We start from the raw sequence: 25,674 nt of genomic DNA on the forward strand, positions 1-25,674 counted from the left end.
CAAATTTCTTTAACAGATCTATCATATCGTGATTTCACCAAATGGTTCACTCGAAATCAGATTTGGCAATAAAGACGTATTTACGAAGGTTCAAACCACTTCATTCATAAATGAAATAATTAGAATGTGTTTCATTTGGTTCGCTCTGAGGTGGTGGGTGTGGTTAAGGAGATTACATGGCAACTGGCAACGCGCCGCGCGGATTCCCCCGGATCCTGCAGTGGCTTCTCGCCGGACTGATGCTCATCATCGGTCTGGCTATCGGTATTCTTGGGGTAAAACTGGCTACCGTCGGCGGCACGCTGTACTTCGCACTGATGGGCTTGGTGATGGTCATCGCCGCAGTGCTGATTTTCCGTCACCGCCGCGGCGGCATTGTATTGTACGCCGTGGCGTTTATCGCCTCGGTGATGTGGGCGATTAGCGACGCTGGCTGGAACTTCTGGCCGCTCTTCTCGCGCCTCTTCGCCCTGGGCGTGCTGGCTTTTCTCGCCGCCCTGGTCTGGCCTTTCCTCGCCAGCCCGCCGGCGAAAAAAGGCCCGGCTTTTACCATCGCCGCCATTTTTGCCGTGGCGCTGGCGGTGAGCTTTGGCTGGATGTTCAAACCCGAACCGCTGGTCAGCGCCAGCGAAGCGGTACCGGTGAAGCCTGTCGCGCCGGGCGAACAGCAGAAAAACTGGGCGCACTGGGGTAACACCACCCACGGCGACCGTTTCGCCGCGCTGGATCAGATCAACAAACAAAACGTCAACCAGCTGCAGGTGGCCTGGGTGGCGCATACTGGCGATATCCCGCAGAGCAATGGCTCCGGCGCGGAGGATCAAAATACGCCGCTGCAGATTGGCGATACGCTGTACGTCTGTACCCCTTACAGCAAAGTGCTGGCGCTGGATGTGGACAGCGGGAAAGAGAAATGGCGCTATGACTCCAAATCCTCTTCGCCAAACTGGCAGCGCTGCCGCGGCTTAGGCTATTACGAAGATAGCCAGGCGCAATCTACGCCAGCGTCAGGCACGCAGCCTGCCGCCTGTTCCCGTCGTCTGTTCCTGCCGACCATCGACGCCCGCCTGATCGCCATTGATGCCGACACCGGGAAACTGTGTGAGAGCTTCGGCGATCGCGGTATTGTCGACCTCAGCGTCGGGATGGGAGAAGTCAAAGCAGGCTACTATCAGCAGACCTCTACCCCGCTGGTGGCAGGCAATGTGGTGGTGGTGGGTGGCCGCGTCGCGGATAACTACTCGACCGGCGAACCGCCTGGGGTGGTCCGCGCGTTTGACGTCCACACTGGCAAACTGGCCTGGGCGTGGGATCCGGGCAATCCAGCGCTGACCGGCGTACCGCCGGAAGGCCAGACCTATACGCGCGGCACGCCAAACGTCTGGTCGGCGATGTCCTACGACGCGAAGCTGAACCTGATCTATCTGCCAACCGGCAACGCCACACCCGATTTCTTCGGTGGCGAACGTACCGCACTGGACGATAAATATAGCTCGTCTATCGTTGCCGTAGATGCCACCACCGGCCAGGTGCGCTGGCACTTCCAGACCACTCACCACGACCTGTGGGATTTTGACCTGCCTTCCCAGCCGCTGCTGTACGACCTGCCTGACGGCAAGGGCGGCACCACGCCGGTGCTGGTGCAGACCAGCAAGCAGGGCATGATCTTTATGCTCAACCGCGAGACCGGCGAGCCAGTGGCGAAAGTGGAAGAGCGTCCGGTACCGGCGGGCAACGTCAAGGGTGAACGCTACTCACCGACGCAGCCTTACTCTGTAGGGATGCCGATGATCGGCAACCAGACGCTGACCGAGTCCGATATGTGGGGAGCGACACCGATCGACCTGCTGCTGTGCCGTATCCAGTTCAAAGAGATGCGTCATCAGGGCGTCTTTACCCCACCAGGTGAAGACCGCTCTCTGCAGTTCCCGGGCTCGCTCGGCGGCATGAACTGGGGCAGCGTTTCGGTGGATCCGAACAACAGCCTGATGTTCGTCAACGATATGCGCCTGGGCCTCGCCAACTACATGGTGCCACGCGCGAAGGTGGCGAAAGACGCCAGCGGGATTGAGATGGGCATTGTGCCGATGGAAGGCACGCCGTTTGGCGCGATGCGCGAACGTTTCCTGTCGCCGCTGGGCATTCCGTGTCAGAAACCGCCGTTCGGCACCATGTCCGCGGTGGATCTGAAAACCGGGAAACTGGTGTGGCAGGTGCCAGTGGGCACCGTAGAAGATACCGGGCCGCTGGGGATCCGCATGCATATGCCCATTCCGATCGGCATGCCGACCCTTGGCGCCTCACTGGCGACACAGTCCGGACTGCTGTTCTTTGCCGGTACGCAGGATTTCTACCTGCGCGCCTTTGATACCGCGAACGGCAAAGAGATCTGGAAATCGCGTCTGCCGGTCGGCAGCCAGTCCGGCCCGATGACCTATGTCTCACCGAAAACCGGTAAGCAGTACATTATTATCAATGCCGGCGGCGCCCGTCAGTCACCGGATCGCGGCGATTACATCATCGCCTACGCGCTCCCTGACCAGCACTGATCGACCTAAGCAAAAGGGCCCATCCGGGCCCTTTTTTATGAGTGACGATACGCGATTACTGGTCGCCAAAATGGATGACGGTACGAATCGATTTGCCTTCATGCATCAGATCGAAGGCTTCGTTAATCTGCTCCAGCGGCAGGCGATGAGTAATAAACGGGTCGAGGCGAATTTTACCCGCCATCGCGTCTTCCACCATTCCCGGGAGCTGACTGCGTCCTTTCACGCCGCCGAAGGCGGAACCGCGCCACACGCGGCCGGTTACCAGCTGGAACGGACGGGTCTTGATCTCCTGCCCAGCCCCTGCGACGCCGATGATGACGCTCTCACCCCAGCCTTTATGGCAGCACTCCAGCGCGGCGCGCATGACGTTAACATTGCCGATGCACTCGAAGCTAAAATCCACGCCCCCGTCGGTCAGCTCGACAATCACATCCTGAATCGGCTTATCGTAGTCGTTCGGGTTAATAAAGTCGGTTGCGCCCATCTCTTTTGCCAGGGTGAACTTATCCGGGTTGGTATCGACCGCCAGAATACGCCCGGCCTGCGCCTGCACCGCGCCCTGGATCACCGCCAGACCAATGCCGCCCAGACCAAAGACCGCGACGCTATCCCCGGCCTTGACCTTCGCCGTGTTGTGCACCGCGCCGATACCGGTGGTCACGCCGCAGCCCAGCAGGCACACTTTATCCAGCGGCGCCTGCGGATTCACTTTCGCCAGCGAGATCTCAGCGCAGACCGTGTATTCACTGAAGGTGCTGGTGCCCATGTAGTGATAGATCGGTTCGCCGTTGTACGAGAAACGGGTGGTGCCGTCCGGCATCAGCCCTTTGCCCTGGGTGGCTCGCACCGCCTGACAGAGGTTGGTTTTACCCGACTTACAGAACTTGCACTCACCGCATTCCGCAGTATACAGCGGGATCACGTGGTCCCCCGGCTTAAGGCTGGTGACGCCCTCGCCTACTTCCACGACCACGCCGCCGCCTTCATGGCCCAGCACCGCCGGGAAGACCCCTTCCGGATCGTCGCCGGAGAGGGTAAAGGCATCGGTATGGCAGACGCCGGTGTGGGTGATTTTCACCAGAACTTCGCCTTTCTTCGGCGGCGCGACGTCAATCTCAACGATTTTTAACGGCTGGCCGGGACCAAAGGCAACTGCTGCGCGTGATTTCATAACTGTCTCTTCCTCGTCGTGATGTTATTTTAAATAGGATCGTAGCAGATGACCGACCTCTGCCATTCTCGCGGCCCGCTGGTCCGGGGTGGTCTCGCCGCTAACCAGCTCGTCCTGCAGGTGGATCTCCACCATTTCGCCCATCAGGCCATTTGCCGCCCCGCGAATCGAAGCAATCTGCTGCAGGATTGTCATGCAGGGTTCGCCAGACTCCAGCGCGCGCTCGAGGGCTTCAACCTGGCCGCGAATGCGTCGTACGCGACTGAGCGCCCGTTTTTTATCTTCAGGTGAATGTGGCACGATTACGCCTCCGTATCATATAGGGGGGTATACTATATTTTATTACTCATAAAGGCAAAAAAAACCCCGTCGCGGGACGGGGTCAGGCAAAACGGTAACCATCGTTTAGCGCTTACGGGGCATCATCCGCAGCAGGGTATTATCTTTCCACCAGTAATGATGGAGCAGCGCGGCAAGGGCATGCAGGCCGATCACAAAGTACCCGGCGTTGGCTAACCATTCATGGATCGCCTTCAGGCTATCTACCCGCTCAAAATCGCTCTGTGGCGCATAGGGCATGGTCAGGCCAAAGGCGTACCAGGGATTTCCGCGCCAGTACATCATCACCATCCCGATCAGCGGCAAGGCAATAAACAGCAGATAGATAACCAGATGACCGAGATGCGCAAAGCCGGTCATCATCGGCGACGGTTTCGGCACGATCGGCGGCGCTGGCGACTTCAGCCGCACCAGCAAACGCACCACCATCAGCACGCAGATGGCGATCCCGCAGGAAACATGAATCATATTAATCAGCGGCCGGTCGCTACGGGGGAAAAAACCTCGCAGCTCCATCGCGGCATAGGCCACCACCACCAGCAAAAAGACCAGCCAGTGGATGCCGATCTGCAGGCCCGAATATTTATCGCGCATGGAATATCCTTAATGGAAAATGTGATGCAGCCAACATAGCCGCCTTGCCTTAAATTTTCATTAACCTTTACGTTGAATTAACAATTGATTACCACATGCACTGGCCTGCGCGGCGTGCCTTAAACAGGTAGAGATTGCGGGCCAAAGATTATCCCTCGGTCCTTACAAAATTAAACAGTTTTGTCACCTGCCGCTACGTTGCGCCTTCTATAGTAGAAAACATCTGTCGGGCCACACTGCGCAGGGAGATGAAAATGAAGAAAATCGGCTTATCGTTATTGCTACTGACCACGCTGGCCAGCCCGGCTTTTGCCGCAGACTGTCAGCCAAACGGCATTGGCGGCTCGTTTTGCATTAACGATGACGGCACGACCACCGACACGGTGCCTAATGAAGTGAATGGCATGGATACGTACTCGAATAATGGCGGGTATACCAGCTCCCTGCCCGATCGGTCAGGGGCAGATGAAGCACTGGAAGGTTCATCGCTTTCGGCGCAGCAAGGCGTCAGCAGCGGCCAGAGCGACAGCGCGCTGGCGGGTCGCGACTGGCATTCGCCGTCCAATCTGAATGATGGCGCCGCCACCTCCAGCATGAGCCTGCTGGATACCCCCTGAGAAGGGAGGCTAAGCAAAGCTCCAGCCTGCGGCGCCGATGGCCACAGCGAACAGCAGGCAGGCCAGCGCCGTTTTGCGTAACAGCACGGTATAAAATGAAATCGCGACGCCAATAAACACCACAATCAGAATGGGCCACATGCTTAATAACATCAGCAGAAAACCCGCAATATTGTTATGGATTACGCTCTCCACATCCGCATCCTTGCCTCATCGTCGATAAAGTAAGCAGAATTTAATATGTTACATGAATACATTCAAATAAAATATAAATGTAAATAATTATGCAGCGCATTCTGCGGCGCCGGACGGCCCTGGCGCAGGCTTCTGTATCTGTTGCCTTTTTCAATCGTTTTAAAGCAACAGGCATCTGTTGTATAATGACGTGCACTTTAACTAAAAAAAGAGTGCGACCATGATTGATTCTTCATTGCCATTAACCGACATTCACCGCCACCTTGACGGTAACATCCGGGCTCAAACCATCCTCGATCTTGGCCGCGAGTTTAATATTGCCCTTCCCGCTACCACCCTTGAATCGCTGCGTCCCCACGTCCAGGTCACCAGCCTCGAACCGGATCTGGTCAGTTTTCTCGCTAAGCTCGACTGGGGGGTGAAAGTCCTGGCCTCGCTGGAAGCTTGTCGCCGCGTGGCGTACGAAAACGTGGAAGATGCCGCGCGCAATGGCCTGCACTATGTCGAGTTGCGCTTCTCTCCTCGCTATATGGCGATGACCCACCAGCTTCCCGTCGACGGCGTGGTTGAGGCAGTTATCGCTGGCGTACGTGAAGGGAGCCGCGATTTTCAGGTCGTGGCCCGCCTGATCGGCATTATGAGTCGTACCTTCGGCGAAGCCGCCTGTCAGGAAGAGCTGGCGGCGCTGCTCGCTCACCGCGAGGGCATCACCGCACTCGATCTGGCCGGCGATGAGCTCGGTTTCCCGGGCGCGCTGTTCCTTAATCACTTTAACCAGGCACGCGACGCTGGCTGGCATATCACCGTCCATGCTGGCGAAGCGGCTGGTCCGGAAAGTATCTGGCAGGCTATCCGTGAGCTGGGCGCTGAGCGCATCGGCCATGGAGTGAAAGCGGTACAGGATCCGGCCCTGATGGACTACCTGGCCGAGCACCGCATCGGGATCGAATCGTGCCTGACCTCGAATGTGCAAACCAGCACCGTGGCCTCCCTGGCCCAGCATCCGCTGAAGCAGTTCCTTGAGCACGGCGTGCTGGCCAGCCTCAACACCGACGATCCGGCGGTCCAGGGGGTCGATATCATTCACGAGTATACCGTGGCGGCGCCAGCGGCAGGCCTGAGCCGGGAACAGATCCGTCAGGCACAGATCAACGGACTGGCCCAGGCGTTTCTGAGCGAACAGGAAAAAGCCGCGCTCATTCAGCGGGTTGCTAAAGGCTGAAGACAGGCCCGGCGGCTGTGCTGTCGGGCAACGCCTCACACCAGGCTGAGCGTGGCGCGATGCCTGGCCGACTCGAGACCCAGCTCAATCAGGGTCATGATCTGAATCGCCTCGCTGGCCGGGACCGGGTTTTCCCCCGCCCCGTTAAGCGCGTCGCGGATTGCAGCATAGTAAGCGGGATAATTTCCCGGTAGCGTCAGCCAGGTCTCCTGGCGGCGTTCGTCACCTTCGGCGCGGGTCAGCGTACCGTCGCGCATATCATATCCCCAGTCCTCTTGTGGCAAACGTTCGCCATTTTTAAGCCGTTCCTCTTGCGGGTCGAGACCATACTTTATATAGCTGGCCCGCGAACCATGAACGATAAAGCGCGCAGTCTCCGCGGCGGCGAGTAGCGTACCGTGCAACACCACCCGCCGCTGGGGATAAACCAGCACGGCGTGGAAATAGTCAGTGGATTGCGCGCCGGGCCGCAGCTGAGCGAGATCCACGGTAATGCTCACCGGCAGGCCAAACAGCACTACCGCCTGGTCGAGCAGATGCGGCCCCAGGTCATACCAAATTCCGCTCCCGGGGCCCGCCTGCTCCCGCCAGCGCTGGCGCACCTGGGGGCGGAAGCGGTCGAAATGTGATTCGAAATAACACACTTCCCCCAGCTGACCTTCGTTAATCAGCGCCCTGACGGTTAAAAAATCGCTGTCCCAGCGGCGATTATGAAACACCGACAGCACGCGGCCGCCGTGCTTAGCCAGGGCCTCCAGCTCACGAGCTTGTGACAGTGTCACGGTAAAGGGTTTATCGACTACCGTATGCTTCCCTGCCTCCAGCGCCGCTTTGGCCAGAGGGAAATGGGTGTCATTCGGGGTGGCGATGACCACCAGGTCGATGTCAGGATCGGTAAGTAACTCACTCGCCTGGCTTATCACCTTCACGCCTGGCCAGTCCGCATGAACGTTATCGGCGTCGCGGCTGGCGATCGCCGCCAGCGCCATGCCCGGCGTGCCACTGATTAACGGCGCGTGAAACGTTTTGCTGGCGTAGCCGTAGGCTATTAGCCCTACCCGAATCGCGTCACTCATGTTACCGCCTCGCTTTCATCTGATGTCAGGAGCAGGTTAATGAAAATAATCTTACAAATAGTGAGCAGGATTTATCATTTTTTAACCTGCGCTTTTTCCGCACACTTGCAAAATCAGACAGATACCCCTTGTGATCTGCTGACCATGGAGTAACATTTCATGCTGTGTTCAAAGGATAATGAAGCATGATGACAACTGTTTTTACCCGTATTGTAGAACTTATTGGCTGGGTTGTTTTTGGTATTTCCGCTCTGCTTTTGGTTATCGCGCACCATATTGATAACTACCAGACGCCACCGCCTGCGGATGTGGTGCAGACTAAGTAGCACCGTCGGGAAACAGTGACCCGCCTCGCAACTGTGCAACCGGTTTCAGAAACCGGTTGCACGTACATCCCGCCTTTTATTAAACTCCCTCTATCATTAGACAGGGAGCTTTCTCATGGCCGCTTTTCCGCAACATTTTTTATGGGGTGCCGCAACCGCAGCGTATCAGGTTGAGGGTGGGCACAATGCTGACGGTAAGGGACCGTCAATCTGGGATATCTACTCCCACCTGCCGGGAACTACCTTTGAGGGAACCACCGGCGATGTCGCCGTCGATCACTATCACCGCTTTCGTGAAGATGTGGCGTTAATGGCCGAAATGGGCCTGCAAAGCTACCGTTTTTCCATTTCATGGCCCCGGCTGTTGCCCGCAGGCCGTGGCGAAGTTAATGAAGCAGGAGTGCAGTTTTACAGCGATCTGATTGATGAACTGCTGGCGCATAATATTGAACCAATGATCACTCTCTATCACTGGGACCTGCCGCAGGCGCTGCAGGATGAGGGCGGCTGGGAAGCGCGCAGTACCGCCGAAGCCTTCGCGGAATACGCCCGCCTGTGCTACGCGCGCTTTGGTTCCCGAGTAAAGCTTTGGGCGACCTTTAACGAGACGATTGTGTTTATCGGCCACGGCTATATAAACGGCCTGCATCCACCGGCAGTCCGCGATCCGGCACGCGCTATTCAGGCCTGCCATCATGTGTTTATCGCCCATGCGCTGGCGGTGAAGGCCTTTCGCGAAATGGCCGTGGCGGGCGAGATTGGCTTCGTCAATGTGCTACAGCCGCATACCCCACTCACCGACAGCGAGGCGGACATAAAGGCCACTGAACTGGCTGACGCCATCCATACCCACTGGCTGTACGATCCGGTACTAAAAGGCACCTATCCTGCCGAGCTGCTGGCGCAGACTCAGGCCCTGTGGGGCGTACCGCGCTTTGCCCCGGGAGACGATGCGCTGCTCCGCGACAATCGCTGCGACTTTATTGGTCTGAACTACTATCGTCGGGAAACGGTATCCGCGCAGCCGCCCGAAATCGCTACCGGCGGCGAGCCTGGCGTAGAGGGTTTGTTTTATTTTGTGCGTAATCCACAGAGCACCTATACCGAATGGGGCTGGGAAATCTGGCCGCAGGGGCTGACCGACGGCATTATGATGATCAAGGCGCGCTATGGTGATATCCCTATCTATATCACCGAGAATGGTCTGGGGGCGAAAGACCCGATCATTGCCGGTGAAGTGGTCGACGACCCGCGAATTGATTACCTGAGCAGCCATATCGGCGCCCTGGAACAAGCGCTGGCGCTGGGGGCAGACGTGCGGGGTTATTATCCGTGGTCGTTTATCGATCTGCTGAGCTGGCTCAACGGTTATCAAAAGCAATACGGCTTTGTCTATGTCGATCACCAGCAAAATCTGGCGCGGAAACGAAAGAAGAGTTTTTATTGGTACAAATCTGTTATTGCCAGTCACGGCGAACAGCGTTAATCTTCTCCTGCGGGCGCCATTCGGCGCCCGGTCTGGTTTTAGAATATTCTTAAACATCTCCCTACTCTTCAAGGCTGGCTTTGCCCCTTGTCATGGGTTTATATAACCTGAATCATTCCATGCGGCCCCAGCAGAAGGCGCCATTGGTTGAGAGTAGGTTTAGTGAATGCTGATAATATTCAATGTAATTATTCCGATTATAAAATGGATACGAAAATGACCGTTCTGGACTATTTATTAAAATTCCGCAAAATCAGTTCGCTGGAAAGTCTTGAAAAACTTTTTGATCACCTTAACTACTCCCTGACCGACACCGAAGAGATCGTGAATATGTATCGTGCGGCCGACCATCGACGGGCGGAGCTGGTTTCTGGCGGTAAATTGTTCGATGTGGGCCAGGTGCCTAAATCCGTTTGGCGATTCGTGCAGTAAGGCTGTCATCCTTCACGCCAGTTGCTTATACTTCCCGGCCTGCTTTTACTCACTGGCGTTGAATAGGGGAGAATCATGACGTCTCAATCTGCGGAACGCATCGGCGGATGGCTGCTGGCACCGCTGGCCTGGTTGCTGGTGGCGCTGTTAAGCGCCTCGTTATCGCTGCTGTTTTTTGCCGATGCCCTCATGTCGCCGCAGACCTATGCGCTGCTGCATGCGATGAGCGCCGGACACCTGGCGCTGTGGATCGCCTCGCTGCTCTTTGCCCTGGCCATGTGGTATTACACGCTCTGGCTGACCATTGCATTTTTCAAGCGACGTGCGGTAGTGCCGAAACACTATATTATCTGGCTGCTGATTACTCTGCTGCTGGCGATCAAGGCTTTTGCCTTTTCTCCCGTTTCAGATGTACTTGCTCTGCGTCAGCTGCTGTTTCCGCTGCTGGCTGCCGCGCTGCTGGCACCCTATTTCCGCCGCTCGCAGCGGGTAAAACGGACCTTTGTTAATCCGTAATAACCCCACACTTAACCTGTTGTCGCCGGTATCGATTTATTCGATAATAAGCGGCTTTTTTTCGTTTCAGGTCGCATGATGGCTGATTATTTACTGCTCTTTATTGGTACAGTCCTGGTCAATAACTTCGTTCTGGTGAAGTTTCTTGGTCTGTGCCCGTTTATGGGGGTTTCCAAAAAGCTGGAAACCGCAATGGGGATGGGGCTTGCCACCACCTTCGTGATGACCCTGGCCTCTATTTGCGCCTGGCTGATTGATACCTGGATCCTTATCCCGCTAAACCTGGTCTATTTACGCACCCTGGCCTTTATTCTGGTTATTGCGGTGGTGGTCCAGTTCACTGAGATGGTGGTACGTAAAACCAGTCCGGCGCTCTATCGCCTGTTGGGGATCTTTTTGCCACTTATCACCACCAACTGCGCGGTGCTCGGGGTGGCTTTGCTGAATATCAATCTGGGCCACAATTTCCTGCAGTCCGCGTTGTACGGCTTTGCCGCCGCCGTCGGCTTCTCGCTGGTGATGGTACTGTTCGGGGCGATCCGCGAACGTCTGGTGGTGGCCGATGTACCCGCGCCGTTTCGCGGGAACGCCATCGCCCTGGTTACCGCCGGTTTAATGTCTCTCGCCTTTATGGGCTTTAGTGGTTTGGTGAAGTTGTAATGAGCGCAGTCTGGATAGCCGTGATCGCCATCAGCCTGTTGGGGCTGATTTTCGGCTTAATACTGGGGTATGCCTCCCGCCGTTTCGCGGTGCAGGATGATCCGGTAGTAGAAAAAATTGATGAGCTGTTGCCGCAGAGCCAGTGTGGGCAGTGCGGCTATCCTGGCTGCCGCCCCTATGCGGAAGCGGTCGGTGCCCAGGGGGAAAAAATTAACCGCTGCGCCCCAGGTGGGGAAGCGGTGATGTTAAAAATCGCCGCCTTACTGAACGTCGATCCGCAGCCAGTCGACGGCGACGAGCACGAGGCGGAGCCGGTTCGCATGCTCGCGGTGATAGACGAGCCGAACTGCATTGGCTGTACCAAATGTATCCAGGCGTGTCCGGTGGATGCCATAGTTGGCGCGACCCGCGCCATGCATACCGTGATGAGCGACCTGTGCACCGGCTGCAATCTGTGTGTGGCCCCCTGCCCGACCCAGTGCATATCACTCGTTCCGGTGGCGACGACCCCGGAAACCTGGAAATGGGATCTGCATGCGATCCCGGTGCGAAATATTCCTGTGGAACAACATGTTTAAGTTATTTTCCGCTTTCCGAAAAGATAAAGTCTGGGATTTTAACGGCGGTATTCATCCCCCGGAAATGAAAACCCAGTCTAACGGCACCCCGCTGCGCCAGGTATCGCTGCCGCAGCGTCTTGTTATTCCATTGAAGCAGCACATTGGCGCCGAGGGCGAACTGTGCGTCAAGGTGGGCGATCGGGTGCTGCGCGGCCAGCCATTGACTCGCGGCTGGGGCAGAATGCTCCCCGTTCATGCCCCGACCTCCGGCACCATTGCCGCCATCGCCCCGCACACCACCGCCCATCCGTCAGCGCTGGCGGAGATGAGCGTCATTATTGACGCCGACGGCGAAGATCGCTGGATCGAACGCGACGGCTGGAGCGACTATCAGACCCGGACGCGTGAAGCGCTTATCGAACGTATTCATCAGTTTGGCGTCGCGGGCCTCGGCGGCGCCGGCTTCCCTACCGGCAGCAAACTGCGCGGCGGCGGGGATAAAATCAAAACGCTGATCATTAACGCCGCTGAGTGTGAGCCTTATATCACGGCGGACGACCGCCTGATGCAGGACTGCGCGGCGCAGATTGTCGAGGGGATCCGTATCCTCGCTCATATTCTGCAGCCGGACGAAGTGCTGATCGGTATTGAAGACAACAAGCCGCAGGCCATCTCAATGCTGCGGGCGGTGCTCTGCGACGCCCATGGTATCTCGCTGCGGGTGATCCCTACCAAATACCCCTCCGGTGGCGCCAAGCAGCTGACTCAAATTCTCACCGGCAAGCAGGTGCCGCACGGCGGCCGTTCGTCGGATATTGGCGTGCTGATGCAGAACGTCGGTACGGCCTACGCGGTAAAACGCGCTGTCATAGACGGCGAACCGTTAACAGAGCGCGTGGTCACCCTCACCGGTGAGGCGGTGACCCGTCCGGGCAACGTCTGGGCGCGCCTTGGCACGCCGGTGCGCCATCTGCTGGATGACGCCGGCTTTTGCGCCAGCGCCGAACCGATGGTGATCATGGGCGGCCCGCTGATGGGCTTTACCCTGCCGTGGCTGGATGTTCCGGTGGTGAAGATAACCAACTGCCTGCTGGCGCCTTCCGCCAGCGAGATGGGCGAGCCGCAGGAAGAGAAAGGCTGCATTCGCTGTAGCGCCTGCGCCGACGCCTGCCCGGCCGATCTGCTACCGCAGCAGCTGTACTGGTTCAGCAAAGGCCAGCAGCACGATAAAGCCACCGCCCACAACCTGGCGGACTGTATCGAATGTGGCGCCTGCGCCTGGGTTTGCCCAAGCAATATTCCGCTGGTGCAGTACTTCCGTCAGGAAAAAGCCGAGATCAGCGCGATTCGTCAGGAAGAGCAGCGCGCCGCGGAGGCCAAAGCACGATTCGAAGCCCGACAAGCGCGCCTGGAGCGCGAGAAAGCGGCCCGCGCCGAACGGCATAAAAAAGCTGCCGTTCAGCCTGCCGCCAAAGATCAGGAGGCGATTAACGCCGCCCTGGCCCGGGTACGTGACAAGCAGCGTGACGCCGCGCAACCGATCGTTATCCAGGCTGGCGCCAAACCGGACAACAGCGAGGCGATTGCCGCTCGTGAAGCGCGTAAGGCTGAAGCTCGGGCGCGCAAAGCGCAGCAGCAGGCCGCGCCGGTGGACGCTCCAGTGACAGACACCGTCGATCCGCGTAAAGCCGCGGTGGAAGCTGCTATTGCCCGCGCCAAAGCGCGTAAAGTCGAGCAGCAGGCCGCACCGGTGGACGCTCCGGTGACCGACACCGTCGATCCGCGTAAAACCGCGGTGGAAGCGGCTATTGCCCGCGCTAAAGCGCGTAAGGCCGAGCAGCAGGCCGCACCGGTGGACGCTCCGGCGACCGAACCGGTCGATCCACGTAAAGCCGCGGTGGAAGCGGCTATTGCCCGCGCCAAAGCGCGTAAAGCCGAGCAGCAGGCCGCACCGGTGGACGCTCCGGCGACCGAACCGGTCGATCCGCGTAAAGCCGCGGTGGAAGCGGCCATTGCCCGTGCCAAAGCGCGTAAGCAACAGGCAGCCCAGGCGGAGATCGCGTCAGCCGCAGCCAATGACGACCCACGCAAAGCGGCTGTCGCCGCCGCGATCGCCCGCGTTCAGGCGCGTAAAGCAACACAGCAGGCCGTTAACGAGGAATAAATGGTTTTCAGAATCGCAAGCTCCCCTTATACCCATAACCAGCGGCAGACCTCGCGCATTATGCTGCTGGTGCTGCTCGCCGCCGTGCCTGGCATCGTGGTCCAGACCTGGTTTTTCGGCTGGGGCACCGTCCTGCAGATCGTCCTCGCCGCCCTGACGGCCTGGGCGACGGAAGCCGCTATCCTTAAACTGCGTAAGCAGCATATTGTGGCGACCCTGAAGGATAACTCCGCCCTGCTCACCGGCCTGTTGCTGGCGGTGAGTATTCCGCCGCTGGCTCCCTGGTGGATGGTGGTGCTCGGCACTGCCTTTGCCGTGGTGATCGCCAAGCAGCTGTACGGTGGATTAGGCCATAACCCGTTTAACCCGGCGATGATCGGCTATGTCGTGCTGCTGATCTCGTTCCCGGTGCAGATGACCTCCTGGCTGCCTTCGTATGAGATTGCCGCCCATATCCCGGCGTTCAGCGATGCGCTGCAGATGATCTTCACCGGCCATACCGCCGCCGGGGGCGACATGAGTAGCCTGCGGCTGGGTATTGATGGCGTCAGCCAGGCCACCCCGCTGGATACCTTTAAAACCTCTCTGCATGCCGGACATAGCGTCCAGCAGGTGTTACAGTTGCCGGTTTACGGCGGGGTACTGGCAGGTCTGGGCTGGCAGTGGGTCAATATCGCCTGGCTGGTGGGCGGCCTGTTCCTGCTGTGGCAGAAGGCGATCCGCTGGCATATCCCGGTCAGCTTCCTTGTTAGCCTCGGCATGTGCGCCGCTCTCGGCTGGTTTTTCTCGCCGCAGAGCCTGGCCTCACCACAGATGCATTTGCTCTCCGGGGCGACCATGCTTGGCGCCTTCTTTATCCTGACCGACCCGGTGACAGCCTCAACAACCAACCGCGGCCGCCTGATCTTTGGCGCCCTCGCCGGCCTGCTGGTCTGGCTTATTCGCAGCTTCGGCGGTTACCCGGACGGCGTGGCATTTGCCGTTCTGCTGGCGAATATTACCGTTCCACTGATCGATTACTACACACGCCCCCGCGTGTATGGCCACCGTTGAGGAGCGATGATGTTAAAAACAATGCGTAAACACGGTGTCACGCTGGCGCTGTTTGCCGCCGGCTCCACCGGGCTGACGGCGGCGATCAATGAGCTGACCAAAAGCACTATCGATCAGCAGGCGGCCCTGCAGCAGAAAGCATTATTCGACCAGGTCTTACCTGCCGACCGCTATAATAACGATCTGCTCAAGAGCTGCTATCTGGTCAGCGCCCCGGCGCTGGGGAAAGGTCAGCATAAGGTGTGGATTGCCAAAAATAACGACCAGCCGATCGGCGCGGTCATGGAAACCACCGCGCCGGATGGCTATTCCGGGGCGATACAGTTGCTGGTTGCCGCCGATTTCAGCGGCACCGTCCTCGGCACCCGCGTGACCGAGCATCATGAAACGCCAGGTCTTGGCGATAAAATCGAGCTTCGCCTGTCGGACTGGATCACGCATTTTGCCGGGAAAGTCATTCACGGCCAGGGCGACAGCCACTGGGCGGTTAAAAAAGACGGCGGCGATTTTGACCAATTCACCGGGGCCACCATCACTCCCCGGGCGGTGGTCAATGCCGTTAAGCGCGCAGGCCTGTATGCACAAACGCTGCCTGAGCAACTTCCTGAATTCACCGCCTGTGGAGAGTAACCATGAGCGAAGTTAAAGACGTCATCGTCCAGGGCCTGTGGAAAAATAACTCCGCCCTGGTTCAGCTGTTAGGCATGTGTCCGCTGCTGGCGGTCACCTCGACCGCCACCAACGCTCTCGGGCTGGGCCTGGCCACCACCCTGGTGTTAACCCTGACCAACCTGACCATCTCCAGCCTGCGCCGCTGGACCCCGGCGGAGATCCGGATCCCCATCTATGTCATGATCATCGCCTCGGTGGTGAGCGTCGTGCAGATGCTGATCAACGCCTATGCCTTCGGCCTCTACCAGTCGCTGGGGATTTTCATCCCGCTTATCGTCACCAACTGTATCGTGGTGGGCCGCGCCGAAGCCTTTGCCGCTAAAAAAGGGCCGGCGCTGTCGGCGCTGGATGGCTTCTCTATCGGCATGGGCGCCACCTGCGCGATGTTTGTGCTGGGCTCCCTGCGCGAGATCCTTGGCAACGGCACGCTGTTTGACGGCGCCGACAGTCTGCTTGGCAGCTGGGCTAAGGTGCTGCGCATCGAGGTTTTCCATACGGATACCCCCTTCCTGCTGGCTATGCTGCCGCCAGGCGCCTTTATTGGCCTCGGTATGATGCTGGCGGTAAAATATCTCATCGATGAACGTAGCAAGCAGCGAAAGGCGCAGGCGGCCCGTGCCGGCTCTGTCGCCCCGTCTGATGTGACAGGGAAAGCGTAATATGAACAAAGCCAAACGCCTGGCGATCCTCACCAGGCTGCGGGAAAACGATCCCCACCCCACCACGGAGTTGCACTTCAGCTCCCCGTTCGAGCTGCTGATCGCCGTTCTGCTCTCGGCGCAGGCCACCGACGTCAGCGTCAACAAAGCAACAGCAAAGCTATATCCGGTGGCGAATACGCCCGCAGCGATGCTGGCGTTGGGTGTAGAGGGCGTTAAATCCTATATTAAGACCATTGGTCTGTTTAACAGCAAGGCAGAAAACGTCATCAAAACCTGTCGGATCCTGCTTGAACAGCACAACGGCGAAGTGCCGGAGGACAGAGCGGCACTGGAGGCCCTGCCTGGCGTGGGTCGTAAAACCGCAAACGTGGTGCTGAATACCGCGTTTGGCTGGCCAACGATTGCCGTAGATACTCACATTTTCCGCGTGTGTAACCGCACACAGTTCGCTCCGGGGAAAAACGTTGAGCAGGTGGAAGAGAAGCTTCTGAAGGTGGTACCCGCCGAGTTTAAGGTCGACTGTCATCACTGGCTTATTCTGCACGGACGTTATACCTGCATCGCCCGCAAGCCGCGCTGCGGCTCCTGCCTGATAGAAGACCTTTGTGAATTTAAAGAGAAAGTCTACGCCTGATCTCTGCTGCCGAGCCATTACCTAACCCTGAGTTATGGCTCGGATTTATGCATTTAACCCGCCGTTAACACCATAAAACCCGGCGTATTATGGCTAATAATCCGGCTATATAACGAACAGTCAGTTCTTTCTTTTTTTCTCAACGCAAAATTTCTATACATTTGTGATCGAGATCATACTCGCAACTTATTGTTGATCTGTTGTTGCCAAATTGAAAATAAAAGTCAGGGATTACAATGGGTGGACAAAGTTTACCAGGATAATTACCCATTATTTTTTAGGATAATGGTCCATATCACTACCCTTTCGCTTAATCAGTAGAATATATCGCCTTTTCGCCACACCTGCGCTGAGGATTAAGATAAAAATATCATCGATAGCGAAACGGTGAAATTTAACTCTGGATAACATTCATATGTCCGGAGCATTATACCACCTACAATATGTGTAACAGATTATTAAAAAAGCCTTGCCTGATGCGCCAGGATAGTGAACATTACTTGCCGTTTTCCCTCCAAGAATAACTATAAAGGCGGCGGTCCAACGAGATTGCGCCCCGAACACCCCCCAGTAAATATGGGATGTAAAAAAAGAGGTATATGTGTCTACTGCAAACAATAAACCAGCAGAAAGCGTGAGTCTGAACGCTTTCAAACAACCACGCGCGTTCTATCTCATTTTCTCGATCGAGTTGTGGGAGCGTTTTGGTTATTACGGCCTGCAAGGGATCATGGCCGTTTACCTGGTAAAACAGCTGGGTATGTCGGAAGCGGATTCCATTACTCTGTTCTCTTCTTTTAGCGCGCTGGTCTACGGCCTGGTTGCTATTGGCGGCTGGCTCGGCGATAAAGTGCTGGGCACCAAACGTGTCATCATGCTGGGTGCTATCGTGCTGGCCATCGGCTATGCGCTGGTGGCCTGGTCCGGCCATGATGCTGCCATCGTCTATATGGGTATGGCGACCATCGCCGTCGGTAACGGCCTGTTTAAAGCCAACCCGTCTTCCCTGCTTTCGACCTGCTATGACAAAAACGACCCGCGTCTGGACGGTGCATTCACCATGTACTACATGTCCATCAACATCGGTTCGTTCTTCTCTATGCTCGCAACCCCGTGGCTGGCCGCTCGTTTCGGCTGGAGCGTGGCGTTTGCCCTCAGCGTAGTGGGGATGGTGATCACGATTATTAACTTTGCCTTCTGCCAGAAATGGGTAAAACAGTACGGCTCCAAACCGGACTTTGCCCCGGTACACATGGGCAAACTGCTGGCGACCATCGCTGGCGTAGTGGTGCTGGTCGCCATCGCCACCTGGCTGCTGCACAATCAGGGTATCGCACGTATGGTGCTGGGCGTCGTCGCGCTGGGTATCGTCGTGATTTTCGCCAAAGAAACCATGGGCCTGAAAGGCGCCCCGCGTCGTAAAATGATCGTCGCCTTCCTGCTGATGGTAGAAGCGATTGTCTTCTTCGTACTGTACAGCCAGATGCCGACGTCCCTGAACTTCTTCGCCATCCGTAACGTGGAGCACTCGATCCTCGGACTCGCCTTCGAGCCGGAACAATATCAGGCGCTGAACCCGTTCTGGATCATGATTGGTAGCCCGATTCTGGCCGCCATCTACAACAAGATGGGCGATCGCCTGCCGATGCCGCATAAGTTTGCTATCGGTATGGTACTGTGCTCTGGCGCGTTCCTCGTCCTGCCTTTAGGAGCGAAGTTCGCCAGCGACGCCGGTATCGTCTCGGTGAACTGGCTGATTCTGAGCTACGCGCTGCAGTCTATCGGTGAACTGATGATTTCCGGCCTCGGCCTGGCGATGGTCGCTCAGCTGGTTCCTCAGCGTTTGATGGGCTTCATTATGGGTAGCTGGTTCCTCACCACGGCAGGTGCGGCGATCATCGCCGGTAAAATCGCTAACCTGATGGCGGTCCCGGAGAATGTTACCGATCCGCTGGTGTCGCTGGAAGTGTACGGTCACGTATTCCTGCAGATTGGTATCGTCACTGCGGTTATCGCCGTCCTGATGCTGCTGACGGCGCCGAAACTGAATCGTATGACTCAGGACGACAGCGCCGACATTAAAGCACGCGAAACCGCGGCAGCCTGACGCCGCAGGGAAAACTAAATATTTTTAAGCCGCTAACGTTAGGTTAGCGGCTTTTTTTTTACCCCTGGCAGGACTAACATACACAAAACTGCAGCCACGAGGAGTCACGCATGAAACTGTTCTACAAACCCGGCGCCTGTTCCCTTGCCTCGCATATCGCCCTGCGCGAAAGCGGTCTGGATTTCACTTTACAGAGCGTAGATCTGGCCAAAAAACGGCTGGAAAACGGGGATGACTATCTTCTGATCAACCCGAAAGGTCAGGTTCCGGCACTGCTGCTGGATGATGAGATCCTGCTTACCGAGGGCGTGGCCATTATGCAGTACATTGCAGACCAGGTTCCGGATCGTCACCTGCTGGCACCGGTGGGTACTATTGCCCGCTATCAGACGCTGGAGTGGCTCAACTACGTGGCGACGGAGCTGCATAAAGGCTTTACCCCGCTGTTCCGCCCTGACACCCCGGAGGACTATAAGCCCGTCGCCCGCGCCCTGCTGGAGAAGAAGCTGGAGTACGTTGACGCAACGCTGGCGGATAAACAGTGGCTGACCGGCCATCGCTTCACGATTGCCGATGGTTATCTGTTCACGGTGCTGCGTTGGGGCTACGGGATCAAACTGAATATGGCTGCCTACGGTCATATCGGCAGCTGGATGGCGCAGGTCGCAGCGCGTCCGGCGGTGGCTGACGCACTGGCGGCGGAAGGCGTCAAGTAAGCCCTGGAGCTGCCCGGCGGCCTGCCGGGCAGAAACGAAACATTACAAGCGGGTGGCGCTGAAGCAATGTTCCGGCACGGCGATACGATCCTGCGCCGCCACCACCTGCAGTTCATACTCCTGCATGTTTTTGGTGGTCAACATAATCTCGTACACTGCGGCAGTAACGTGCTCGAGCGCATCACGCAGGCAGGCGCCCTGCAACAGTTTTACCAGCAGTAAACCGCTGGTCACATCGCCAACGCCGACCGGCTGACGCAGGCCAAAATCCACCAGCGGCCGGCTGATATGCCAGGCTTCATCAGCCGTCACCAGCAGCATCTCAAAACGATCCATGCTCAGACCCGCACGAGCGAGATGCTTGACTAATACCACTTCCGGACCCTGAGCAATCAGCTCCCGCGCCGCAGCCACCGCGTCGTTCACGCTGGCGACCGGATGACCGCACAGGATCTCCAGCTCCACCAGATTCGGCGCAATGATATCGCTGGCCGGTAGCGCATAGCGCACGTGGAATTCCGCCACGCCCGGCGCGACGATGCAGCCTTTCTCGGGATGGCCCATCACCGGGTCGCAAAAATACTTCGCCGCCGGATTGGCCGCTTTTACCTGACGCACGATACCGAGGATATGCTCGCCCTGCTCAGCGGAGCCGAGATAGCCGCTCAGTACCGCGTCACAAGTCTGCAGCTTATCAATAGCGGCAATGCCCTGGACGATCTCCGTCAGGTGTGCAGGCGGCATGACGCAGCCGGTCCATTTGCCGTACTGCGTATGATTAGAGAACTGCACGGTATTCAGGGGCCAGACATTGGCGCCCAGACGGCGCATCGGAAACTCGGCGGCGCTGTTGCCGGCGTGGCCAAATACAACGTGAGACTGAATGGCGAGGATGTTCTTCATTTTCTTACCACAACCCTAAAAAGAAAAAGGGCGTGGTTTCCCACGCCCTGGTAGTATTTATTATTTCCAGCACACCAGGCAGTAATTTTTCTTACCGCGGCGCAGCAAGGTGTAGCGGCCAAACAGACGGTCGCTGTCGGCAAAAACATATTCCGGGTCGGCCTGTTTTTCACCGTTGATGGTAACCGCATTAGAAGCGACGGTTTTACGCGCCTGTCCGCGGGACGGCTGCAGCTCGGAATCCACCAGCGCCTGCAGCAGATCGGCGCCTTTTTCCATTTCGATCATCGGCACGCCATCCTGCGCCAGCTGCTCGAAATCGGCTTCGCTCAGATCGCTCAGATTACCATTGAACAGGCTTTCGGTAATGCGCTTCGCCGCTTCCAGCCCTTCTTCGCCGTGCACCAGGCGCGTCACCTGCTCTGCCAGCACATACTGGGCGCGCGGCGCTTTACCGCTGTTTTTGTCTTCTTCTTCCAGAGCATTGATCTCAGCAATGTCCATAAAGGTGAAGAACTTGAGGAAGCGATAAACGTCCGCATCCGCGGTGTTGATCCAGAACTGGTAGAATTTATACGGACTGGTTTTCTTCGGATCCAGCCATACCGCGCCGCCCTCGGTTTTACCGAATTTGGTGCCATCGGCTTTGGTGATCAGCGGAACCGTCAGGCCAAACACCTGGTTCTGGTGCAGACGACGGGTCAGATCGATACCGGAGGTAATGTTGCCCCACTGGTCGGAACCGCCGATTTGCAGCGCCACGCCGTGCAGCTTGTTCAGGCAGGCGAAGTCATACCCCTGCAGCAGGTTGTAAGAGAACTCGGTAAAGGAGATACCCTGATCGTCACGATTCAGGCGCTGTTTCACCGCTTCTTTGTTAATCATCTGGTTAACAGAGAAGTGTTTACCGATATCGCGCAGGAAGGTCAGCACGTTCATGCTGCCAAACCAGTCATAGTTGTTCGCCGCAATCGCCGAATTGTCGCCGCAGTCAAAATCAAGGAACGGGGCCACCTGTTTGCGGATTTTATCCACCCACTGCTGCACGGTATCCTCGGTGTTTAGCTTACGCTCAGCGGCTTTGAAGCTTGGGTCGCCAATCAGACCGGTTGCGCCGCCCACCAGCGCCACAGGTTTATGACCTGCCTGCTGGAAGCGTTTCAGGCATAACAATGGAACAAGATGCCCCAAATGCAAGCTGTCAGCGGTAGGATCGAAGCCGCAATAGAGCGCGATCGGGCCTTGCGCCAGTCGCTCTGCTAACGCTTCCTCGTCCGTCACCTGGGCTACCAGCCCCCGCTCTTGCAATTGTTTAATCAAGTTACTGCTTGCCATCAAATTCTCCATGTATAAACGACTGCACCTCTGCCGGTACACGACTTTTCGCCAGATGCGAAAAGTACATAGAATAAAGCGCCGGCCCATTCAGCGCCAGCGCTTCGATAACTAATTTCGGCGTTTACGGCGCCAGGCGGTCTATTTTCCAGGCACCATTATCGCGCTGGTATAAAAAGCGGTCATGCAGGCGGTGTTCTCCACCCTGCCAGAACTCCATCTGCTCAATGCTGACCCGGAAGCCGCCCCAGAAACTCGGCAGTGGCACTTCGCCCTGCTGGAATTTTTGTTTCAGTTCGAGAAATTTACTTTCCAGAATACCGCGAGCGGAGATCCGGCTCGACTGTTTCGAGACCCAGGCGCCAATCTGGCTGTCGCGTGGGCGGCTATGGAAATATTTGACCACTTCCAGCGTCGACAAACGCTCCGCTTTGCCGATCACCATCACCTGGCGCTCCAGCATATGCCATGGAAAAAGCAGGCTCACCTGCGGATTGTTTTCAATCTGATGGGCTTTGCGGCTGCCAAGGTTGGTATAAAACACCAGCCCTTTTTCGTCGTAATGCTTCAACAGAACGATGCGCTGGTAGGGTTGACCGCGCTCATCCACGGTGGCAACCACCATGGCCGTCGGGTCAGCGAGTTTCGCGTCGCAAGCCTGGCGTAACCAGCGTTCAAACAGCGGCAGGGGTTCAGCAGGAAGATCGTGGCGACGCAAACCGCCACGGGTATATTCACGGCGCAAATGCGCAATTTGCTGGAGTTCGTCGTTATCAGACATGGCCATTGAGGAAGTAGTCATAAGGTGGCGTTATTGTGCGCCCCCCCGACAGAAATCTCAACGTTTGGCCGTCTGGAGCTGACAGTTATCGAGGACGATGCGGTCACGCTTATAGACGGTAGCGGTATCGCCCTTCGACCAGAAGACATAGACGCCATCGGTGTAGCGCGCGCCGGAGGCCGACAGCCCCTCAGCCAGATTCAACTGCTGATTATCATAGATAAAGCTAACCTGCTGACGCGCATTATTGCGATGGACCGTCAACGGTTTCTGGTCGCACTGATACTCAAGCGTGTCCGTCTGCATCCGCTCAACGAACTGGTTGTAGTAGCTACAGCCCGCCAGCATAAAAGGTACAACTGCGATAAGAATTTTTTTCATTCGTTTGCCTTCGACTTTCCCGGTCACGGAGGGCGCTCACCCTCCCCTTAACCGGTCCAGTTTACTGGTAGCGTCCTGGTTAATATTTCAGTTAACTCCGATTCTGCGGTGGATTAGCGGGAAATATAGCCCCCAGCACCGTGGCTTCACTGGCTCCCGTGACTGACGGCAGATTGCCCGGTAAACCGGCAAGCGTGCGCCAGGCAAGCCAGGCGAAGGCCAGAGCTTCCATATCATCACCGCTGATACCCGCCTCGTCGGTGGTCGACACTTCCGTTCCCGGCAGCAGAGCCGCCAGGCGCGCCATCAACAGCGGGTTGCGTGCACCGCCGCCGCACACTAACAAACGCTCGCAGCCGCCGCTTAACAATACCTGCTCACTGATGGTGACAGCGGTCAATTCCGCCAGGGTAGCTTGCACGTCCTGCCCGCGAAGTTCTGGGTAACGAGCCAGATGTTGCTCCAGCCAGCCGTAATTGAAATATTCACGACCGGTGCTTTTCGGCGCCGGCAACGCAAACCACGGATCGCTTAGCATATCCTGCAGCAGCGGCAGCAGCACTTTCCCTTCGCTGGCCCATTGCGCATCCTTGTCATAGGGTTTCCCCTGCTGACGCCAGATCCAGGCATCGAGTAACATATTGCCGGGTCCGGTATCATAGCCGCGCACCGGCTGGCCTGGCACCAGTAACGAGACGTTGGCGATCCCGCCGATATTGAGCACCATCCGCCGCTCAACCGGATGGGCCAGCAACGCATGATGAAATGCCGGAACCAGCGGCGCACCCTGCCCGCCTAGCGCCATATCACGGCGACGAAAATCACCGACGACAGTGACCCCGGTATGGGCGGCAATTTGGTTGTTATCGCCAATTTGTAGCGTGTGCGGCGCATCGCCAAGCGGTTCGTGCCATACGGTTTGCCCATGGCAGCCAATGGCAATCACATCTGTCGGTTTGAGGTTCTCCTGGCGCATCAATGCCTGTACGGCCTCGGCAAACAGCCGTCCCAGACGAGTATCCAGACGCCCCAGCTGTGACAGGGTCAGCGACTGCCCCTGACAAATAGCGAGGATCTCTTCTTTTATCGCGTGCGGGATGGGCCAGCTGAGACTGGCCTGCTGCGCCACCAAATTTTCGTTAATGGCGGCTAACACGACATCGATACCATCAAGGCTGGTACCGGACATAACGCCAATAAAGCGACCCGATCTCATACGTTTTCCTTCATTCCATGACCCTCGTATGCCCCTCACTCCATCATAAAGTGCTCGCTAATGCTATGTTGTAATAATACTTTTTAACAATAGAGCGACAATTCAGAGAACATCGTAAAGAAGCGGCGTTTAGTTTAGGTTGAAGCACCATTAATTATTATTTTTTGTATAGTCCGAGGAGAACCTATGCCCGCCGACGACTAAATGCCATATAATTAACCGTATGGACGTTCAATTGAACACCTTCGGTGAACAGGAGATTCATAAATGATTTTACGTGTTTTGGCTGTATCGATGATTGGTTTTACGCTCGCAGGCTGCGTCAGCAGCAGCGGCCTGTCCGGCGACGTTTATTCCGCATCTGAAGCCAAACAGGTGCAGAGCGTGACATACGGTACGATTGTCCATACGCGCGCCGTACAGATCCAGAGCGGTGATGACAGCAATGCGATTGGCGCGATTGGGGGTGCTGTGCTGGGCGGGTTCCTCGGGAACACCATCGGCGGCGGTACCGGTCGCTCCCTGGCAACCGCGGCAGGTGCGGTCGCCGGTGGCGTAGCGGGTCAGGGTGTACAGGGTGCGATGAATAAAACGCAGGGTGTCGAGCTGGAAATCCGTAAGGATGACGGCAACACCATCATGGTAGTGCAGAAACAAGGCAGCACGCCGTTCTCCGTCGGCCAGCGCGTGGCGATTGCCGGAAGCGGCAGCCAGGTCACCGTCTCTCCTCGATAATCACCCTTACGATGCGGCCGATAGCGCCGCATCGTATTTTTCGGCGTCGTTTATTTCCACGTAACAGATTCGTATTAGCCCTCAGACTTATTAATTTAATTAATCCATCAATCATTGCGCCTGCGCAATATCTTGTCCTGCTCACCCCACTACTCTCAACGGGTAATAACATTTTTGTCGCCTGAATGTCGATATTGCTGCTTTTTGTTGTGGAATCTTCTCTATGCGCATACCTGCGAATCATCTTACAAAACGTATCATCATTTATATTTTTATTTGTATCTTAGCGGGGGTAGGCATCGCCGGATTGACGGTTTTTTTTCATAGCAGCCTCAGCAGCACTTCTTCAATATTATTTCCTCTGCTTACCAGCTTTTTGATGGTATTTCACATTACTATCGCCTGCTTTATGGGGATGAAGTACTGGAGCAGTAAACGCCGTTTGTATCTGACCCCTATTGCATTCGCTTTCGCCTGTTCCGCACTTCTGATGCTGGGCACCCTCAGCAGTTATCCGGACTGGTGGACCTGCATGACGACTCCAGTGGTCAAACACAATGACGCCGTTA

Annotated in this window: 28 protein-coding genes; 18 read left to right on the plus strand and 10 right to left on the minus strand. The window is 56.8% G+C overall.

Translation table 11 applies throughout. The annotated features are described in order from the left end of the window. The first annotated feature begins 176 nt into the window (after positions 1–176). The gene (locus ACKLKD_RS13760) at positions 177–2,549 is read left to right on the plus strand and encodes a glucose/quinate/shikimate family membrane-bound PQQ-dependent dehydrogenase (protein ID WP_080896771.1); all 2,373 of its coding nucleotides are present in this window, start codon (positions 177–179) and stop codon (positions 2,547–2,549) included. 55 nt (positions 2,550–2,604) lie between these two features. Here ACKLKD_RS13760 and ACKLKD_RS13765 read toward each other — a convergent pair whose 3' ends face one another. From ACKLKD_RS13765 to cybB, 3 genes are all read right to left on the minus strand, one after another. Then, positions 2,605–3,723, minus strand: coding sequence for an S-(hydroxymethyl)glutathione dehydrogenase/class III alcohol dehydrogenase (locus ACKLKD_RS13765; protein WP_025710811.1), 1,119 nt, complete (start codon positions 3,721–3,723; stop codon positions 2,605–2,607). Between the two features lie 24 nt (positions 3,724–3,747). Next, positions 3,748–4,023 carry a metal/formaldehyde-sensitive transcriptional repressor gene (locus tag ACKLKD_RS13770; RefSeq protein WP_004101746.1) on the minus strand — a complete coding sequence of 92 codons (276 nt, stop codon included), beginning with the start codon at positions 4,021–4,023 and terminating at the stop codon, positions 3,748–3,750. A gap of 105 nt (positions 4,024–4,128) precedes the next feature. Beyond that, positions 4,129–4,656 (minus strand): cytochrome b561, encoded by a 528-nt coding sequence (gene cybB / locus ACKLKD_RS13775; RefSeq protein ID WP_025710812.1) that lies wholly within the window; start codon positions 4,654–4,656, stop codon positions 4,129–4,131. Positions 4,657–4,910: 254 nt separating this feature from the next. Here cybB and ACKLKD_RS13780 point away from each other — a divergent pair, with 254 nt between their 5' ends. Further along, on the plus strand, positions 4,911–5,273 hold the full coding sequence (locus ACKLKD_RS13780; RefSeq protein WP_080896770.1) for an RND transporter: 363 nt from the start codon (positions 4,911–4,913) through the stop codon (positions 5,271–5,273). Positions 5,274–5,282: 9 nt separating this feature from the next. Here the strand turns inward: ACKLKD_RS13780 and ACKLKD_RS13785 are convergent, their stop codons facing one another. Beyond that, on the minus strand, positions 5,283–5,468 hold the full coding sequence (locus ACKLKD_RS13785; protein WP_080896769.1) for a hypothetical protein: 186 nt from the start codon (positions 5,466–5,468) through the stop codon (positions 5,283–5,285). Between the two features lie 220 nt (positions 5,469–5,688). Between ACKLKD_RS13785 and add the strand changes: the two genes are divergently transcribed. Beyond that, positions 5,689–6,690, plus strand: a complete 1,002-nt coding sequence (gene add, locus ACKLKD_RS13790; RefSeq protein ID WP_087804949.1) for an adenosine deaminase — start codon at positions 5,689–5,691, stop codon at positions 6,688–6,690. A 35-nt stretch (positions 6,691–6,725) separates the two neighbouring features. On the opposite strand, the gene ACKLKD_RS13795 is transcribed toward add, so the two are convergent. Further along, entirely contained in the window at positions 6,726–7,766 is a 1,041-nt protein-coding gene (locus ACKLKD_RS13795) for an oxidoreductase (RefSeq protein ID WP_080896768.1), read from the minus strand. A gap of 188 nt (positions 7,767–7,954) precedes the next feature. Here ACKLKD_RS13795 and blr point away from each other — a divergent pair, with 188 nt between their 5' ends. The 13 genes from blr to gstA all read left to right on the plus strand — a co-directional run bounded on the left by blr (position 7,955) and on the right by gstA (position 19,754). After that, positions 7,955–8,092 carry a division septum protein Blr gene (gene blr / locus ACKLKD_RS13800; RefSeq protein ID WP_025710817.1) on the plus strand — a complete coding sequence of 46 codons (138 nt, stop codon included), beginning with the start codon at positions 7,955–7,957 and terminating at the stop codon, positions 8,090–8,092. Between the two features lie 115 nt (positions 8,093–8,207). Then, entirely contained in the window at positions 8,208–9,578 is a 1,371-nt protein-coding gene (locus tag ACKLKD_RS13805; RefSeq protein ID WP_025710818.1) for a GH1 family beta-glucosidase, read from the plus strand. Positions 9,579–9,794: 216 nt separating this feature from the next. After that, positions 9,795–10,010, plus strand: coding sequence for a transcription modulator YdgT (ydgT, locus tag ACKLKD_RS13810; RefSeq protein WP_004202843.1), 216 nt, complete (start codon positions 9,795–9,797; stop codon positions 10,008–10,010). A 75-nt stretch (positions 10,011–10,085) separates the two neighbouring features. After that, complete coding sequence (locus tag ACKLKD_RS13815; protein ID WP_025710819.1) at positions 10,086–10,526, plus strand: DUF2569 domain-containing protein; 441 nt, start codon at positions 10,086–10,088, stop codon at positions 10,524–10,526. A 78-nt stretch (positions 10,527–10,604) separates the two neighbouring features. Continuing rightward, positions 10,605–11,186, plus strand: coding sequence for an electron transport complex subunit RsxA (gene rsxA / locus ACKLKD_RS13820; RefSeq protein WP_087804947.1), 582 nt, complete (start codon positions 10,605–10,607; stop codon positions 11,184–11,186). Further along, positions 11,186–11,764 (plus strand): electron transport complex subunit RsxB, encoded by a 579-nt coding sequence (gene rsxB / locus ACKLKD_RS13825; RefSeq protein ID WP_025710821.1) that lies wholly within the window; start codon positions 11,186–11,188, stop codon positions 11,762–11,764. Before rsxA ends, rsxB begins: the two co-directional genes overlap by 1 nt. Beyond that, positions 11,757–13,910 carry an electron transport complex subunit RsxC gene (gene rsxC, locus ACKLKD_RS13830; RefSeq protein WP_080896767.1) on the plus strand — a complete coding sequence of 718 codons (2,154 nt, stop codon included), beginning with the start codon at positions 11,757–11,759 and terminating at the stop codon, positions 13,908–13,910. The genes rsxB and rsxC overlap by 8 nt, the downstream gene beginning before the upstream one ends. After that, positions 13,911–14,963 carry an electron transport complex subunit RsxD gene (gene rsxD / locus ACKLKD_RS13835; RefSeq protein WP_025710823.1) on the plus strand — a complete coding sequence of 351 codons (1,053 nt, stop codon included), beginning with the start codon at positions 13,911–13,913 and terminating at the stop codon, positions 14,961–14,963. A gap of 9 nt (positions 14,964–14,972) precedes the next feature. Continuing rightward, a complete protein-coding gene (gene rsxG, locus ACKLKD_RS13840; protein WP_025710824.1) occupies positions 14,973–15,593 on the plus strand; it encodes an electron transport complex subunit RsxG in 621 nt (206 codons plus the stop codon). 2 nt (positions 15,594–15,595) lie between these two features. Further along, entirely contained in the window at positions 15,596–16,294 is a 699-nt protein-coding gene (locus tag ACKLKD_RS13845) for an electron transport complex subunit E (protein WP_025710825.1), read from the plus strand. Position 16,295: 1 nt separating this feature from the next. Beyond that, on the plus strand, positions 16,296–16,931 hold the full coding sequence (gene nth, locus ACKLKD_RS13850; protein WP_025710826.1) for an endonuclease III: 636 nt from the start codon (positions 16,296–16,298) through the stop codon (positions 16,929–16,931). A gap of 601 nt (positions 16,932–17,532) precedes the next feature. Further along, positions 17,533–19,038: a dipeptide/tripeptide permease DtpA gene (gene dtpA, locus ACKLKD_RS13855; RefSeq protein WP_080896766.1), complete on the plus strand. Its 1,506-nt coding sequence runs from the start codon at positions 17,533–17,535 to the stop codon at positions 19,036–19,038. 110 nt (positions 19,039–19,148) lie between these two features. Further along, positions 19,149–19,754, plus strand: coding sequence for a glutathione transferase GstA (gstA, locus tag ACKLKD_RS13860; protein WP_025710828.1), 606 nt, complete (start codon positions 19,149–19,151; stop codon positions 19,752–19,754). 42 nt (positions 19,755–19,796) lie between these two features. Here the strand turns inward: gstA and pdxY are convergent, their stop codons facing one another. From pdxY to anmK, 5 genes are all read right to left on the minus strand, one after another. After that, the gene (gene pdxY / locus ACKLKD_RS13865; protein WP_080896765.1) at positions 19,797–20,657 is read right to left on the minus strand and encodes a pyridoxal kinase PdxY; all 861 of its coding nucleotides are present in this window, start codon (positions 20,655–20,657) and stop codon (positions 19,797–19,799) included. 60 nt (positions 20,658–20,717) lie between these two features. Beyond that, positions 20,718–21,992 carry a tyrosine--tRNA ligase gene (tyrS, locus tag ACKLKD_RS13870; RefSeq protein ID WP_025710830.1) on the minus strand — a complete coding sequence of 425 codons (1,275 nt, stop codon included), beginning with the start codon at positions 21,990–21,992 and terminating at the stop codon, positions 20,718–20,720. A gap of 124 nt (positions 21,993–22,116) precedes the next feature. Further along, on the minus strand, positions 22,117–22,773 hold the full coding sequence (pdxH, locus tag ACKLKD_RS13875) for a pyridoxamine 5'-phosphate oxidase (protein ID WP_025710831.1): 657 nt from the start codon (positions 22,771–22,773) through the stop codon (positions 22,117–22,119). A 57-nt stretch (positions 22,774–22,830) separates the two neighbouring features. Then, positions 22,831–23,154, minus strand: a complete 324-nt coding sequence (gene mliC / locus ACKLKD_RS13880) for a C-type lysozyme inhibitor (protein WP_042929030.1) — start codon at positions 23,152–23,154, stop codon at positions 22,831–22,833. A gap of 91 nt (positions 23,155–23,245) precedes the next feature. Further along, on the minus strand, positions 23,246–24,370 hold the full coding sequence (anmK, locus tag ACKLKD_RS13885) for an anhydro-N-acetylmuramic acid kinase (RefSeq protein ID WP_080896764.1): 1,125 nt from the start codon (positions 24,368–24,370) through the stop codon (positions 23,246–23,248). A 267-nt stretch (positions 24,371–24,637) separates the two neighbouring features. On the opposite strand from anmK, the gene slyB reads away from it, so the two are divergent. Continuing rightward, entirely contained in the window at positions 24,638–25,105 is a 468-nt protein-coding gene (slyB, locus tag ACKLKD_RS13890; RefSeq protein WP_002907749.1) for an outer membrane lipoprotein SlyB, read from the plus strand. 223 nt (positions 25,106–25,328) lie between these two features. Continuing rightward, positions 25,329–25,674: MASE4 domain-containing protein (locus ACKLKD_RS13895; protein ID WP_420061977.1), on the plus strand; the 346-nt coding region annotated here is incomplete at its 3' end.

It is taken from the genome of Klebsiella sp. 10982 (genome assembly GCF_048589245.1).
GTDB classification, from domain to species: Bacteria; Pseudomonadota; Gammaproteobacteria; order Enterobacterales; family Enterobacteriaceae; genus Klebsiella; species Klebsiella quasivariicola.